The 15137-nt window shown below is 52.4% G+C and carries 16 protein-coding genes and 2 tRNA genes; 10 read left to right on the top strand and 8 right to left on the bottom strand.

Features of this window, described 5'->3' with window-relative positions:
- Window positions 1-35: 35 nt before the first annotated feature.
- Entirely contained in the window at window positions 36-695 is a 660-nt protein-coding gene (locus tag EVX52_RS09725) for a DUF2057 family protein (protein WP_129952531.1), read from the bottom strand.
- 189 nt (window positions 696-884) lie between these two features.
- Here EVX52_RS09725 and EVX52_RS09720 point away from each other — a divergent pair, with 189 nt between their 5' ends.
- Window positions 885-1298, top strand: coding sequence for a CoA-binding protein (locus tag EVX52_RS09720; protein WP_129991181.1), 414 nt, complete (start codon window positions 885-887; stop codon window positions 1296-1298).
- A gap of 82 nt (window positions 1299-1380) precedes the next feature.
- Here EVX52_RS09720 and hspQ read toward each other — a convergent pair whose 3' ends face one another.
- Together hspQ and rlmI are read right to left on the bottom strand one after the other, a co-directional pair.
- Complete coding sequence (gene hspQ / locus EVX52_RS09715) at window positions 1381-1698, bottom strand: heat shock protein HspQ (protein WP_129952533.1); 318 nt, start codon at window positions 1696-1698, stop codon at window positions 1381-1383.
- A gap of 126 nt (window positions 1699-1824) precedes the next feature.
- Entirely contained in the window at window positions 1825-3018 is a 1194-nt protein-coding gene (gene rlmI, locus EVX52_RS09710) for a 23S rRNA (cytosine(1962)-C(5))-methyltransferase RlmI (protein ID WP_129952534.1), read from the bottom strand.
- A 98-nt stretch (window positions 3019-3116) separates the two neighbouring features.
- On the opposite strand from rlmI, the gene yccX reads away from it, so the two are divergent.
- Window positions 3117-3395 (top strand): acylphosphatase, encoded by a 279-nt coding sequence (yccX, locus tag EVX52_RS09705; RefSeq protein WP_013574886.1) that lies wholly within the window; start codon window positions 3117-3119, stop codon window positions 3393-3395.
- Between the two features lie 6 nt (window positions 3396-3401).
- Here yccX and tusE read toward each other — a convergent pair whose 3' ends face one another.
- A complete protein-coding gene (gene tusE, locus EVX52_RS09700; RefSeq protein WP_129952536.1) occupies window positions 3402-3731 on the bottom strand; it encodes a sulfurtransferase TusE in 330 nt (109 codons plus the stop codon).
- 105 nt (window positions 3732-3836) lie between these two features.
- The gene (gene yccA, locus EVX52_RS09695; protein WP_129991272.1) at window positions 3837-4499 is read right to left on the bottom strand and encodes an FtsH protease modulator YccA; all 663 of its coding nucleotides are present in this window, start codon (window positions 4497-4499) and stop codon (window positions 3837-3839) included.
- Window positions 4500-4768: 269 nt separating this feature from the next.
- On the opposite strand from yccA, the gene EVX52_RS09690 reads away from it, so the two are divergent.
- Window positions 4769-4856: transfer RNA gene (locus EVX52_RS09690), tRNA-Ser, on the top strand.
- A 195-nt stretch (window positions 4857-5051) separates the two neighbouring features.
- Window positions 5052-5139, top strand: a tRNA-Ser gene (locus tag EVX52_RS09685).
- Between the two features lie 83 nt (window positions 5140-5222).
- Here EVX52_RS09685 and EVX52_RS09680 read toward each other — a convergent pair.
- Window positions 5223-6140 (bottom strand): AraC family transcriptional regulator, encoded by a 918-nt coding sequence (locus EVX52_RS09680; RefSeq protein ID WP_129991180.1) that lies wholly within the window; start codon window positions 6138-6140, stop codon window positions 5223-5225.
- Window positions 6141-6276: 136 nt separating this feature from the next.
- On the opposite strand from EVX52_RS09680, the gene EVX52_RS09675 reads away from it, so the two are divergent.
- The 5 genes from EVX52_RS09675 (at window position 6277) to EVX52_RS09655 (ending at window position 13214) form a co-directional block, all read left to right on the top strand.
- On the top strand, window positions 6277-7173 hold the full coding sequence (locus tag EVX52_RS09675; protein ID WP_129991179.1) for an SDR family oxidoreductase: 897 nt from the start codon (window positions 6277-6279) through the stop codon (window positions 7171-7173).
- A gap of 197 nt (window positions 7174-7370) precedes the next feature.
- Window positions 7371-8459 carry an ABC transporter substrate-binding protein gene (locus tag EVX52_RS09670; protein ID WP_129952539.1) on the top strand — a complete coding sequence of 363 codons (1089 nt, stop codon included), beginning with the start codon at window positions 7371-7373 and terminating at the stop codon, window positions 8457-8459.
- 87 nt (window positions 8460-8546) lie between these two features.
- Window positions 8547-10316 (top strand): iron ABC transporter permease, encoded by a 1770-nt coding sequence (locus tag EVX52_RS09665; RefSeq protein WP_129952540.1) that lies wholly within the window; start codon window positions 8547-8549, stop codon window positions 10314-10316.
- Window positions 10309-11376 (top strand): ABC transporter ATP-binding protein, encoded by a 1068-nt coding sequence (locus EVX52_RS09660; protein ID WP_129952541.1) that lies wholly within the window; start codon window positions 10309-10311, stop codon window positions 11374-11376. Before EVX52_RS09665 ends, EVX52_RS09660 begins: the two co-directional genes overlap by 8 nt.
- A 212-nt stretch (window positions 11377-11588) precedes the next feature.
- A complete protein-coding gene (locus tag EVX52_RS09655; RefSeq protein WP_129991178.1) occupies window positions 11589-13214 on the top strand; it encodes a methyl-accepting chemotaxis protein in 1626 nt (541 codons plus the stop codon).
- Between the two features lie 7 nt (window positions 13215-13221).
- On the opposite strand, the gene EVX52_RS09650 is transcribed toward EVX52_RS09655, so the two are convergent.
- The gene (locus EVX52_RS09650) at window positions 13222-13821 is read right to left on the bottom strand and encodes a cupin (RefSeq protein ID WP_129952543.1); all 600 of its coding nucleotides are present in this window, start codon (window positions 13819-13821) and stop codon (window positions 13222-13224) included.
- 241 nt (window positions 13822-14062) lie between these two features.
- Between EVX52_RS09650 and osmE the strand changes: the two genes are divergently transcribed.
- Window positions 14063-14395 carry an osmotically-inducible lipoprotein OsmE gene (osmE, locus tag EVX52_RS09645; protein ID WP_129952544.1) on the top strand — a complete coding sequence of 111 codons (333 nt, stop codon included), beginning with the start codon at window positions 14063-14065 and terminating at the stop codon, window positions 14393-14395.
- Window positions 14396-14449: 54 nt separating this feature from the next.
- Here the strand turns inward: osmE and EVX52_RS09640 are convergent, their stop codons facing one another.
- Complete coding sequence (locus tag EVX52_RS09640) at window positions 14450-14908, bottom strand: hypothetical protein (protein ID WP_129991177.1); 459 nt, start codon at window positions 14906-14908, stop codon at window positions 14450-14452.
- Window positions 14909-15137: the final 229 nt, after the last annotated feature.

Genomic DNA, 15137 nt, shown 5'->3' with positions numbered 1-15137 from the left:
GCGTGAAGAAGAGGGAATGCGTGATGCAGATTACGTTATGACGCCCGTTCCTGATTATCCGGTAGTCTTAACCAGAATAACAACCGCTCAAAGCCTGCATTCGCGGCCAGACGTGTCCACAACGGATGAAGATAAACGAGAGAAATTTGAGACGTTGCGTCGGTGGATAACGCCGTTTTTTTCTCTGTAATACCTTTGGCGAATGAGGGAACTGCTGCACGTGCGCCCGACAAATTGTAGGTTATCATCAATTTTTCAGCGTCTGCGGAATGTCCGGGATTAAACCTATTGAGGATGTCACGTTGCGTGGGTATCTGACGGCCTTGTTCATCAACGAGCTGATAATTCATCTGCTGGCTAAATTGTGCCGTTTCACTGTCGTTGCTCAGTTTTGGCAACACGAAAGAAACGGAACGATTACGTTTAGCATTGAAAGTGACGATAAGCGCAGGCGAATGGTAGGTTACCGGCACCTGTTGAGCGACGGAACTGACATTTTTGCTGACCTGAAACAGAATCTGATGCTGACCGCCATCCAGTTCCAGGCTGTCCGCGCCTTTAAGGATTGCGCCTGACATCTGTTTGCCATCAATCACCAGAACATCGACATCAGGGGATAATTTAAGGGAGGTCGCCGAAGCTGACACCATCAGGCTGAGACTCGCTAATGCGACCAGCGCATGACAGATTTTCATTCTTCTCTCCTCAGACACAACGTTGTTCACTCTCTATTATTCAGGAATGACGATTGTGTGTCAAAGTTTTACAAAATGTTTTAATTTCCCTCTGAGATGATCTTGCTCGCGTTTCTTTTTCTCGCCGGGGCTGTCGGAATGGTCAGGCTGCGTTACACTTAATGCAGACAGGCCAAAGGAGATAAACCCATGCAAGACAACGATATTCGCAAGATTCTTGAAGAAGTGAAAACCATCGCGCTCGTGGGTGCCAGTGATAATCCCGGACGTCCAAGCTACGGCGTCATGGCATATTTGCTTTCTCAGGGCTTTGAGGTGATCCCGGTCAGCCCGAAACTGGCAGGGCAGGCGCTGCTGGGTCAGAAAGCTTATGGTTCGCTGGCAGAAATCCCTCATCCGGTAGATATGGTGGATGTGTTCCGTAATGCTGATGCTGCTTATGGCGTCGCGCAGGAAGCGATCGCGATTAAAGCGAAAGTGTTGTGGTTGCAGCTGGGCGTCATTAATGAACAGGCCGCTGTGCTGGCAAAAGAAGCCGGGCTGAAAGTGGTCATGGATCGTTGTCCTAAAATTGAGCTCCAGCGTCTGGGCATGGAAAAGTGACCTTCTGTGGATCCTGCCTGTAAAAAAACCGGCTACTGGCGCCGGTTTTTATTTTTCATTTCGTCAGGAGAAGGCCAACGTTTTAGTTACGCAGACGCGGGGCCTGTAACTGGTGGCGGATTGACGCCGCCAGCTCATCCAGCGAGGCTTGTTCCGGATGGGAGCGGGCTATTTCATGATCGATCTGAATTTCAGCCAGATAGGTATGAACCGGCTGGCCTTCTTCATCTTCCATGACAACATGGTACCAGGGAGCGGTACGCATTGATTCATTAGCAGCAACCTCATCAACCTCAGGCTTATCGAGCGAATATTCGGCATCAACATCAATGACCACGCCCAGATAACCTAACAGCCTGTGCCGGACCTGTTGTCCGATACCGTATTTACTGGCAATCATAGTGACCTCCCAAAATAATTCATTAATCCCTATATGGAGATAAAACGGGCTATTTCAAGTTTTGACCACGTAATCTGCTTAAAATTCGCTGGCATGCCGTCACAACAGCACACCGCGCTTATTTTGTCAGTTTATTACCAGACAGGCGAACCCTTTCAGATATAGCCCTTCAGGGTAAGCGCCAGTAACCGGATGGTCGGCTGCCTGACGGAACTGCTCGACGAACTGGATCTCACGACCAGCGTCCAGCGCAGCATCAGCCAGAATTTTCTGGAATAAATCTGTTGGCAATAAACCTGAACAGGAGAAACTCAGCAGAATACCGCCCGGACGCAGCAGTTGCAGCGCCAGCATATTAATATCTTTGTAACCGCGACAGGCGCTGGCCAGCTGGTTTTTGTTCTCAACGAATTTTGGCGGATCCATCACGATCATGTCGAACTGCTGGCCTTCGGTGCGGTATTTGCGCAGCAACTGGAAGACATCTTCGCGCACGAACTCTGCTTTCGACAGATCCAGTTTGTTCAGTTCAACGTTCTGACGGGCCACATCGAGCGCCGCCTGAGAGGTATCCACGTTGGTGACTTTGGTACAGCCGCCCATCAGCGCAGACACCGCAAAAGCGCCGGTGTAAGAGAAGCAGTTCAGAACGTTACGACCGGCGGCATAATTGCGTGCGGCAAGACGGCTGTCACGCTGGTCAAGATAGAAGCCTGTTTTGTGGCCTTCTTTAATATCCACCAGCAGGCTCATACCGTGCTCCTGAATCGGCAGCAGGGCAGGAGGCTCTTCGCCCAATACATGTCCCTGAGCCAGTTCCAGACCTTCTTTTTTACGCACGGCGACGTCGGAACGATCCCAGATAGCGCATTGCGGATAGCAATGTTGCAGTGCAGCAATCAGCGGGGCACGCTGATATTCTGCACCGGCTGACAGCAATTGCAGCACAAGAAAGTTCTGGAAACGGTCGATAGTGATGCCGGGCAGGCCATCGGATTCGCCGGCAATCAGGCGGTATCCGTCCAGTCCGTCACGTTGTGCAATATAATCGCGCCAGCGCTGTGCCTGCTGTAAACGGTGGATGAAGAACTCAATATCAATGTCTTCATCTTGTTTGAATGTCCAGACGCGCGCACGGATCTGCGAGGACGGCGAATAGGCGCCACGCGCCAGCCATTTTCCCTGACTGTCTACAATATCTATAGTCTCGCCGGAATGGGCTTTACCTTCGATGCGCGAAACAGCGCCGGAAAACACCCACGGGTGGCGACGAAGAAGTGATTTTTCACGGCCTTTGGCCAGCATTAAACGTGCAGTCATAAAATTAGGTTCTGTCAGTTCGGAGACAAAAAAGAGCGACATTGTCCGGTCATGCAGGTCAAATTGCAACGAACCATACCGCTAACGGAGAGAATATTATGGCAACAGTCAGTATAGCCGCCTATGTATACGGCATGGTGCAGGGCGTCGGTTTTCGTTTTGCGACTCAACACCAGGCCACGGGTTTAGGTCTTACCGGTTACGCAAAAAATCTTGAGGATGGCAGCGTCGAAGTGGTGGCATGCGGGGAACAGGAGAAAGTGGATCAGCTTTTAGCCTGGCTGAAGCAGGGCGGACCGAAACATGCACGCGTTGATCGCGTGCTTAGCGAGCCGACCGCGCCTGGCAATTACAGCGATTTTAAAATCAAATACTGAAATTTTTCACAGGCACTTCACCGGTTTTGGCAGGCCCGCAATTTTCGTGGCCTGTTTGGCCGGACCTTTAGGGAACAGCCGGAACAGATAGCGGCTGTTGCCTTTTTCTTCGCCGTATTTTTGCGCCATTGCTTTTACCAGCATGCGCACGGCAGGAGACGTGTTGAATTCGAGGTAAAATTCGCGCACAAACCGCACCACTTCCCAGTGAGCATCAGTCAGAACTATCCCCTCTTCTTCCGCCAGCAGTGGCGCCATACCTTCCTGCCACTCATGACTGTTTTTCAGGTAACCCTGAGCGTCGGTTTCAATAACCTGACCTTCAAACTCCAGCATATAACCTCAGCCTGTAAAAATGCGGCGGCCAGTTTAACAAAAACACCGGTCAGACAAAATAAAAAGCCCCGCACTCGGCGGGGCTTCCCTTCACAACAGGCATTATCAGTTACGCGATGACATGCCCAGAATGCTTAACAGGCTGACAAATATGTTGTACAGCGAGACATACAGGCTGACGGTCGCACGAATATAGTTGGTTTCGCCACCCTGAATAATATTGCTGGTTTCCCATAAAATTGCCCCTGCGGAGAACAAAATAAACAGGCAGCTGATCGCCAGCGACAGCGCCGGAATTTGCAGGAACAGGTTAGCGATTACCGCCACCAGCAGCACCACAAAACCCGCCATCATCATACCGGACAGGAACGACATGTCTTTGCGCGTGGTCAGCACGTAGGCTGAACAGCAGAAGAACACCAGGGCAGTGCCGCCCAGGGCCAGCATAATAATGTCACCGGCACCGGCTGAAAGCAGCGAGCTCAGTAACGGCCCCAGCGTGTAACCCATAAAGCCGGTCAGTGCGAAGGCAGACAAAATCCCCGCAGGACTGTTAGCCGTGCGGTAGGTCAGGAACATCAGGCCATAGAAGCCAACGATGGTCAGCAGAAAACCGGGAGACGGCAATCTCAGAACCGTACTTGCCGTCGCAGTGATTGCTGAAACGCCGAGGGTCAGTGCTAACAGGAAATAAGTATTACGCAGCACCCGGTGCGTACTTAGCAACGAGCCAGCGCGTGATGACGAAGAGGCAACGATACGATCCATACGGTCCATAATAGAATTCTCACTCTTAACAAAAAGTTGGAGTCGGTGAAAATACAAACAGGTTGCAGTGTAAGGAGTTGCGGTGTGTCATTAAAGACGTTTTACCCTTCTTTACCTGTTCAGCGCGGGCAGGGTGCGGCATCCGGACGTCAAAGTCACCGAAACGATGCTTAAATCGCCGTTTGCGAACTGAATGCCTGTTTTTCAGGCAATCGGACAGCATCAGGCTTTACAAGCGGATCGGCACTGTTTATAGTTCGCTTCGTTGCGGAGGGGTGGCCGAGCGGCTGAAGGCACCGGTCTTGAAAACCGGCGATGGGAAACCATTCGAGAGTTCGAATCTCTCCTCCTCCGCCATAAACAACACAAGAAAGCTGCTAAGTCATTAGCGGCTTTTTTTGTGTCTGTCATTTATGCACGACTTTGTGCATATGATTTAAATGCTCATAAAATCAACAAACTAGACTGAAAATAATGTTTGCATCTTTTTTCCGGTCTTGTATACTACGCCCCGTACTGAACGACTGAAGTCGTAAAGTACTTGTTGTTTACGGAGGGGTGGCCGAGCGGCTGAAGGCACCGGTCTTGAAAACCGGCGATGGGAAACCATTCGAGAGTTCGAATCTCTCCTCCTCCGCCATAAACAACACGATAAAGCTGCTAAGCCATTAGCGGCTTTTTTTGTGCCTGAAATTCATGCCTTTTCAACATTTCTGTTTTCAGTCAGCCCGTTTCCCGCTGGCTGTACTGCCGGGGTGAGCATCCCAGCGTACGCTTAAACGCGGTGCTGAAGGCGCTTTCAGATTCGTAACCGAGCGACAGCGCCACAGCGGACACCGGTTCTTTACTGTTCGCCAGCCGGTCTCCGGCCAGTAACATCCGCCAGCGCGTAAGGTATTCCAGCGGCGCGCTGCCTACGGCCAGTTTAAATTTCTGTGAGAACACCGAACGCGACATACCTGCACGTTCCGCCAGCGTCTGCACCGTCCAGCGCTGCGCCGGGTTTTCATGCATGGCATTCAGCGCCCTGGATAACTTCTTATCGGCCAGGGCGGCAAACCAGCCGCTGCCTTCACCTTCCGCTGCATTATCCACGTACATCCGTAACGCCTGCACCAGCATCATATGTGCCATATGCTGAGCGATAAGCAACCCGCCCGGCCGCGGGTCACGCAATTCCTGCATCATCCGTTCAACCGCCCAGCGCAAACTTTCTTTATCGGATTCTTTCGAGATATGCACTACCGGCGGTAACATCGCCAGCAACGTGGTGGCGTCAGGGCCACTGACCGCAAACCGGCTGCCGGTGAGGAAGAAATCGTGGCCGCCGTTGCAGGAAACGGTCCCGCCATCCTGTGACTGTTGGAAAATATGCCCGGCATCGACCGGCTGAATGTTCAGATCGCTGGCCAGCCGGAACGGGCGGCCGCTGGGTAAGACAAAGCAGTCACCGGCTCTGAGATGCACCGCACCGGGCACCGAATCGACTGCCAGCCAGCACTCGCCGGTAATGATCGCGTTACATTTAATCGACTGATAATGCTCGGGGAATTGCACCGACCAGGCCCCTCCGGCTTCAAAACCTTTGGACATATAACTGCGTGGCTTCAGCAGCGCTAACACATCAGAAAGAGGATCCACCAACCACTCCGGACGATTGCAAAGATAATGCGGACATTAGCGCATAGATCGTCTTTTCTCCAGCGCCTATATTTTGTCACGTAAAACATGCTTATTTTCAGCCACAACTGAATGGCCAATAACAGGGGAATTCGAAATGCGTGTATTCGTGACAGGTGCAACAGGTTTTGTCGGTTCTGCGGTGGTGCAGGAATTGCTGCGCGCCGGTCATCAGGTGCTGGGACTGGCCCGCTCGGATGCGGCGGCACAGGCGCTGACCGACGTGGGGGCGGGTGTGCATCGCGGCAGTATTGAAGATCCGGAAAGTCTTACATCCGGCGCGGAGCAGGCCGATGGCGTGATCCATATGGCGTTTATCCATGATTTCTCCAGGTTTGAGGAGAACTGCGAAAAAGACCGGCAGGCGATTGGCGTCTTAGGTGCTGCGCTGAAGGGAACAAATAAACCGTTGATCGTCACCTCCGGCACCGCGACCGCGCGGGTGAACACAGGACGTCTGGTGACTGAAAACGATTTAGCGGATCCACACGGGCAAAATTTCCGTGTGGCGTCCGATCTTGCTGTCGCTAAGCTGGCTGAGCAGGGCGTGCGGGTGTCTCTGGTTCGTCTCCCGCCGTCGGTGCATGGCGAGGGTGATCATGGCTTTGTACCGCTGATTATTGCGATGGCGAGGGAAAAGGGGGAATCGGCGTATCCCGGTGATGGCGAAAACTGCTGGCCTGCGGTTCACCGTTTTGATGCTGCACGGGTATTTGTACTGGCGCTGGAGAAAGGTGCACAGAATGCCATTTATCACGCCAGCGCAGAAGAAGGCGTGCCATTTCGTGAGATCGCCACAATGATTGGCAAACATCTGAATCTGCCGGTAGTCAGTAAAAATGCGCAAGAGGCCGCTGCACATTTTGGCTGGTTTACCCACTTTGCCTCGCTTAACAATCCGACTTCCAGTCAGATCACCCGCGATGTTCTGGGCTGGAAGCCTGAACAGCAGGATTTACTCACGGATATCGATACCGCCGGATATTTTAAATAAACGTCGTTTAGAGACAGCTAAAACAGGTCATTCAGGTGGCCTGTTTTGCGTTTTAGCTGTGGTTTTTATGGTGTTAATTACCTAAAAAACGCCCCGACTCACAAATCGGGAAGATAAAAAAATTACCCCATTGCCTGTCAGATGTTATGCGCTATGTTGATTTTTAGTTTCCCAAATGTAACTAGAGGTTAACAATAATGACCAACAAATTACGATTCTCTCTGATTGCTGCGGCTGTGATGATGTCTTCCTCTGCAATGTCTGCATTACCTCAGGGCTACCCGGCCGACTATCAGAAAATCGTCGATGCGGCGACCAAAGAAGGCAAAGTGGTGGTTTATTCCACCACAGATACCAAAGCGGCCGGTCCGCTGATTCAGGGTTTCGAGGCGACATATCCGGGTATCAAAGTTGAATATAACGACATGAACAGTACCGAACTGTACAACCGTTACATCAGCGAACAGGCAGCGGGCGGCACCAGCGGCGACGTGGTGTGGAGCTCTTCAATGGACACCGCATTGAAACTGGCGACCGACTACGCGCAGGAGTATAAATCCCCCGAACAGGGCCAGCTGCCAAAATGGGCGGTGTGGAAAGACAAAGCCTACGGCACGACATATGAGCCTGTGGTATTTATCTATAACAAACGTCTGATCCCGGCCGGTGATGTTCCCGATTCCCATGCGGCACTGGCAAAACTCATCGCCAGCCAGACCGAAAAATTCAACAAAAAAGTGACTACTTACGACATTGAGAAATCCGGCCTCGGTTTTATGTTGTCCGTGCAGGATTTCAAAGCTGATCCGAATTATTTCAAAACGCTGGCTGATGTGGCCAAAGGCGGCTTAGCGGTGCAGTCCTCTACCGGCACCATGATGGAACGCGTCTCTTCCGGCGAAAACCTCATCGGCTTTAATATTTTGGGTTCCTACGCCGAAGCCCGTGCTAAAACCGACCCGTCATTGGGGATTTCCTATCCGAAGGATTACACCCTGGTACTTTCCCGCGTTTCCTTCATCAGTCAGGAATCGAAAAACAGCAACGCGGCCAAACTGTGGCTGGATTATGTGCTGTCTGAGAAAGGGCAAAGCATTCTGGCTAATCAGGCTGATATCCCGTCCATCCGTAACGATATCGAAGGCAAAAACGATATTGACGGTATGACCAAAATGCTGGGCAATGCGCTCAAGCCTATCCCGGTGGATGAGACTCTGCTGGAATATTTGCAACAGAAAAAACGCCTCGATTACATCAAACAATGGCGTACCGCTGCTGCCAAGTAGTGACATATCGAAGCGCGGCCTTTTCCGTCGCGCTTCCTTTTCCCTGCCTGATTTCGCTCTCCTTGTTTCTAACCGAAGGGAAGTAACATGAATGCATTGCGCAGAAAGTGGCAAAGCCTGCCGCGCGGCATTGTGGTGTTGATAACGGCGCTGGTTATCTACATTCCGTTGTCGTTTATCGTGATACAGAGTTTCCTCTCCGCGCCGTTCTTTTCACCGTCAAAAGAATGGAGCCTCGAATCCTTTGGATTCATATTTACCGATCCGGACTTTTACAAGGCGCTGAAAAGTGGCTTTATTCTGGCTTTCGGGCTGGTCGTTATCGCAATCCCGCTCGGCGGTATTCTGGCGTTCCTGATGGTGCGTACGGATTTACCGGGCCGACGCGTGATTGAGCCGCTGATCCTGGTGCCGATTTTTGTGTCACCGATGGTATTAGGCTTCGGTTACGTGGTGGCCGCCGGACCGGTCGGGTTTTTCTCGCTGTGGGCCCAGTCGGTGCTCGGGTTTGTGCCATGGAATATCTACGACATGTCGAGCATCGTGGTGATTGCCGGACTGACGCACGTTCCGCACGCCTATCTGTACATCTCCTCGGCACTGCGCAGCGTCGGGTCGGATGTTGAGGAAGCGGCGCGAACCGCAGGTGCCTCGCCGCTACAGGTGATGACCGCTGTCAGCCTGCCGATGGTTCGTCCGTCGATCCTTTACGCCACCGTTTTGCTGTTCTTCCTCGGGCTGGAAGTTTTTGGCCTGATGCTGGTGCTGGGCGATCCGGAAGGCAACATGGTGCTGGCAACCTATCTTTATCAGCTGACTAATAAACTTGGTACGCCGTCTTATCATCTGATGGCCGCCGTGGCGGTGGTGCTGATATGTATCACTATTCCGCTGGTGATGTTACAGCGCCGTCTGATGCGTACCGCGAACCGGTTCGTCACGGTGAAAGGTAAAGCCTCGCAGGCGCGTGCCCTGCCGCTCGGCAAATGGCGCTGGGTGGCCGGTGCCGTGGTGGCGTTCTGGCTGACCGTAACCATCGGCGTTCCGCTGATAGGTGTAATACTGCGGGCGTTTATCTCCAACTGGGGCGTCGGGGTTTCCCTCTGGGATGAACTGTCGCTCAATACGTTCCGTACGATCTGGGAACAGCCGAACCTGCTGCGCGCCATCGTCAACTCGATGGCCATCGGCGTCATCGGCGGCGCGCTGGCAGTAGCCTGTTATTTGTTTATCGGTATTGCAATGCACCGTAAACCGGACGGCATCACCCGTTTCCTCGATTACAGCGTGCTGGTGCCGCGTGCGGTGCCGGGGCTGCTGGCCGGTCTGGCATTCTTATGGGTGTTTCTGTTCCTGCCGATGTGGCTGGATAACGCGCTCAAATCCGGCTGGCTTTCCGGCATGCCGTGGTCGCAATGGTTGCGCGATAACCTGGTGGTCTGGCTGCGATCGTTGCGCAGTACCATTTTCAGCGTCTGGCTGGCCTATACCGTGGTGTGGATGGCGTACGGGCTGCGGTTGATTTCCTCAACACTGTTGCAGGTCGGGCCGGAGCTGGAAGAGGCCGCGCGCAGTACCGGTGCAACCCGCGGGCAGATCACCCGCCATGTCACCATTCCGCTGTCACGTTATGGCCTGATTGGTTCCTGGCTGTTGATGTTCCTGATTTTCGAACGCGAATATTCCACCGGGGTGTATCTGCTTTCGCCGGGTACGGAAACCATCGGCTCGATGCTGGTTTCTCTGTGGGCGGCGGGGGCTATTGATATCGTTGCCGCGCTTTCCTTTATTAACATCCTGCTGGTGGTATTAGGTCTGGGTATTGCCCTTCGTTTCGGAGTGAAATTACATGATTGAATTATCGGTCGACAACCTGCACTTAACTTATGGTGACAATCCGGTGCTGAAGGGCGTTTCCATGGAGCTCAAACGCGGTGAAGTGGTATCGTTGCTCGGGCCTTCAGGCAGTGGCAAAACGACATTACTGCGTGCAGTCGCCGGGCTGGAAAAGCCGGTGAAAGGCACCATCGTCATTGGCAAAAACAAAGTGTACGACGGCACACCGCGCAGCGAAATTCCGGCCGAAGAGCGCAACCTCGGGTTAGTGTTTCAGTCGTACGCACTGTGGCCTCACAAAACCGTGTTTGAGAACGTGGCCTATCCGCTGAAATTACGTAAGGTTTCGGCGGATGAAATCACCCGGCGCGTACAGGATGTGTTGAATCAGCTGGGTCTCGGGCATCTGGGCAAGCGTCATCCGCATCAGCTTTCCGGCGGTCAACAACAACGCGTGGCAATTGGCCGGGCGCTGGTCTACAACCCGCCGGTGATTTTGCTTGATGAGCCGTTGTCGAACCTCGATGCCAAACTGCGTGAGGAGGCGCGGGTATTCCTGCGCGAACTGATCATTAAACTCGGGCTGTCGGCACTGATGGTGACGCATGATCAGAACGAAGCGATGGCGATTTCAGACCGCATTCTTTTGCTCAATAACGGCAAAATAGAGCAGCAGGGTACGCCGCAGGAAATGTACGGTTCGCCAAAAACGCTGTTTACCGCCGAATTTATGGGCAGCAACAATCGCCTGCACGGCAAAATCACCGAAGTGCGTGAGGGTAAAGCGCGTATCGAAGGCAGCGACTGGGTGTTGTGGGGGCTGGCGGGTGAGGGAGTGCAGGCAGGGCAGGAGGGGACAGCGGTGATCCGTGTTGAACGCGTGGTGCTGGCAGACGGGCCGGGCGAGAATCAGCTGGAGCTCCCCCTTCTGACCAGCATGTATCTGGGTGACCGCTGGGAATATCTGTTCCGCACATCTGGCGATGATTTTGTGATCCGTGCTTACGGTACAGATGTGCGCGATCCGCAGCATTGTCATTTGAAGTTACCCGAGCAATATGTCTGGATTTTCCCGAAATAATATCCGTCATATGCCAGGCGGCAGGTGCGCTGGCGGCGTTCTGGGACCCGAAACACAGACTTATGTACGTTCATCGGGATCTCCTGACCCGTCGCCTTCCTGCCGCTTTAATTATGTAGGTTACTATGCGAAGTCAGGTCAGTTCATTGAAATATTATTGTCATTTTCCGCGCGTAAAATCCTGCTTCTTCTCTAAATAATGCAGAATAATCATGATTTTAACGTCTCGTTTACTTACTGGTAAAATGCGATTCAACAAGTTGTTTCGATTCGATTTCATCAAACGCCCCCGGGGAATTCTTTTCGGGGTCATTTGCGTTATCACGCTGTTTTCTGCTTTACAAATCTTCTCCACCGTAGTGCTCACCAAAATCCTGCGGGATGCACGTAACAACGTTATTGCCACCGAAAGTCTGCGTCAGCAGCAAGGCGTAATGGATAAAGCCCGAATGGAATTGCTGATGGCCAGTGACAAGCTGAACCGCGCCGGCATTTATTACATGCAGGATAAAGAAACCGGCTCGGTCGGCAGCTGGAACAGCCTGCTGGAAGAGTCGCTGGGTTCGCTTGCCGCGTCACAAAAAGCGTTTGCACAATTCGAAAGCATGACGAAAAACGCCGATACGGCCGCCACCGGGCTGAAAGCCAGCTATCAGATGTTCTACGATGGCTTACGGGAACAGGCTGATGGTCTGCAAAAAAATAGCAATATCGACGTATTCTTTGAAGTGCCTGTCCAGGCCTTTCAGGATGATTTCAGTCAGAAATATTATGCGTATCTGGCAGTTAATGAGCACATTGCGGTGTCACTGAGTGACCGTTTACTCAACGCGCTGACGCAGGCGAAAACGCTGTTTATGGCGGCACTGGTCATTCTGGCAGTAATTGCGGTGCTGGTCTGGCGCGGAGTCTCGGCGTGGATTATCCGTCCGCTGCAACGGATGATTGGTCATATCAGCGTTCTGGCAGCCGGGGATTTATCGCGGGATGTCCCGGCTGACCCGGCGCGGGTGACTGAAATGTGCGAACTGGGCGTCAGCCTGCGAAATATGCAGCGTGGTTTGCAAAAACTGGTCAGTGAAGTGCGCGATGCCTCGTCGCATATCATGCTCAATATCAATCAGATGGCGAAAGGTAACGAAGAGCTGTCGTCGCAGGCTGCCATTCAGAACGAAGAGCTCAGAGCTGCCACTGAACATATCTCCCATCTCAATGAACGTGTGAAAGAAAACGCCATCCATGTGCAGCAGGCCCGTCAGCGTGCTGAGCAGGCAAGAGGCGTGGCGATGCGCGGCGGTGAAGTGATGGGGCAGGTGGATACAGCGATGAACGAAATTGTCAGCCAGTCTTCAGACATGAGCAATATTGTGTCGATTATCGACAGTGTGGCGTTTCAGACTAACATTCTGGCGCTGAATGCGGCCATTGAAGCGGCGCATGCCGGGCAGCACGGGCGCGGATTTGCCGTGGTGGCGAAAGAAATCGGTGTGCTGGCGCAGAAGAGCAGCCATTCGACGCGCGGTATCCATCAGCTGATTGACGATTCCGTGCAGCAAATCGGCCGGGGTTCTGCATCGGTCACAGTGCTGAGCCAGAATCTGGAAGAGATCATTAATATCTTCAATAGCCTCAGCACATTAGTGAATGAGATTTCAGACGCGACGCAATCTCAGGGGCAAAATGTTCATGAGGTCTCGGAGCGTATCACCGTGCTTAACCAGGTGACGCTGCAAAACGGCAAACTGGCGGATCATGCAGCAGCAACTTCCCTGCAGTTACTTGAACAATCGCAGCGGCTGGAAAAAGCCGTGGCACGTTTCGTCCTGACTGCTGCGTGATGTGCGGTCATTTCTGATGCCAGACCAGCATGCTGCCTTCGCTGTGTCCGGTTACCGGATCTGTCGCGGGCAGCGGGACGGCGTTCACCGCTTTGGTGCGCGCCGCCAGTTGCGGCAGTTCGTCGTGGCATAAATCGGCTTTGATACCCGGCGGATACGCGCCGACCAGCATAAAGTTTTCATCGGCGGAAATTTGTTTATGGCCGATACCTGCAGGGAGCAATAACACATCACCGACATTCACCTCAATAATATTACCGTGCTCACCGCCCAGTTGCAGTTTTGCCGTACCGGCATAAACACCCAATACTTCAGGTGTATTGGAATGAAAATGCGTAAAGGTATACACGGGATAACGCCACTGGGGCGGCCAGCCGTTGGCACGGAAGAGGTGTTCAAGATATTCGGCATTATCGGGGATATCAGGCGGAATGACGCGGTGATAAATCAGCACCGGTAACCTGTTATTCGGCACACCGCCGTCGGGTTTGTCGAGCAGCAGAGTATCCATGGCAACCTCCCGGGGAGTCGCGAAACCCGTTTGGGCTATCGGCATCAGGGCAATAACACCCAGCAAAGTAACGAACCTGCGTCGATCCAAATGCATCAGGAATGGCTCCTTGTCGCGCATTCAATGGCTTATCTGTTTCATGTATAGATCAAAAAGCCCTGAATATCCTCTTTTGTACTGAGAAAAAATGTCCATCCGGCTGCGCCAAAACAGCCATTTGCCGTTATCAGAAAAAACTTAAAACAGGGTGTAATCAACAAACAGAAGTCATATCCGCTGGCGAAATCCCTTACGTCTTCTATGATTAACAAGACAAAAATACTCAGGAGGAGAAGTTATGAACAAGAAAATGTTACTGGTGGTTGCTACAGCAGTTTCGGTACTGGCAGGGTGTCAGACTTATGACCGTGCAGCGAGTTATGTGAAAGAGCCGGTCGTCAGCGACGTGAAAGTCGGGATGACCAAATCTCAGGTCCGTGCTATTGCAGGGCCACCGTCAACGGAAGCGACGCTGATTCATGCGAAAGGGACATGTCAGACTTATGCGGTCGCGCCGCGTGATGGTAAAGCCCAGACTTATTTCGTCAGCTTTAACGACACCGGTCATGTGATGAACAAAGGCTATCAGTCTTGTTCTGACTACGACAAAGACCCGCAGGCTGGTCAGTAACACAACCTCTGTGCCGCCCCGTGCGGCACAGACTCCCGTCGTGCAAAAGTCGCGTTAAAAGCCCGTCACCATAAATTCCCCAAATTCTTCTTTTAGTTTAGCCTCCGCACCCGTTGAGGGTGAACCGCCGCTGGCCAGTACTGAAAAATATTGCCGGACCTCCTGGAGCAGTGGCATCTCAGAGGCTTGTCCGGGAGATTTTAGTCCAATAAGTTGTGCCAGGCTTGAGGGATTTTGTAACGTGTGGTTCAGTTCTTTTACATTGGCAAATGTATGGGTTGCCCCCTGCTGGAATGAAACTGAAAGGCTATCGTTTGCGTTCTTCACACTCAGCGCCTGGAAAACCAGCTTCAGATACTTACGCGTAGCCCGCAACAAGGGATTCTGGTTCATCAGTTGTTCAACCTGGCGGATGTTACTGAAGTCAATGGTTGGAGCATCGTTGAAGAGTAAGTCATAAGCTTGATGAACATAGGTGTTCGGATTACTTATGGCACTGATGAATTCATTCATTGTCTGCGGTGCCTCACGGCTTTTGCTGGCACCGTTTACGAAGCGTTGTAGAGAATCAGAAAGTTGTTCGGTTTGCAGTGTTCTCACCACAAAGGCTTTGATGTCATTATCTTTTGAGATAACGTCCGCATTCTTTTCCTGCTCATTGTGCCCCTCCGCCGTATTTCATGCCTGAGCCACACATTACTCCCGCGAAGGGTTTACCAGAGTTATTCAACCGGGTATTAAT

It is taken from the genome of Rahnella sp. CFA14(1/10) (genome assembly GCF_004195095.1).
In the GTDB taxonomy this organism is placed as follows: domain Bacteria; phylum Pseudomonadota; class Gammaproteobacteria; order Enterobacterales; family Enterobacteriaceae; genus Rahnella; species Rahnella perminowiae.
Note: the sequence above shows the minus strand (reverse complement) of the source record. Positions and strands in the feature narration are given on the sequence as shown.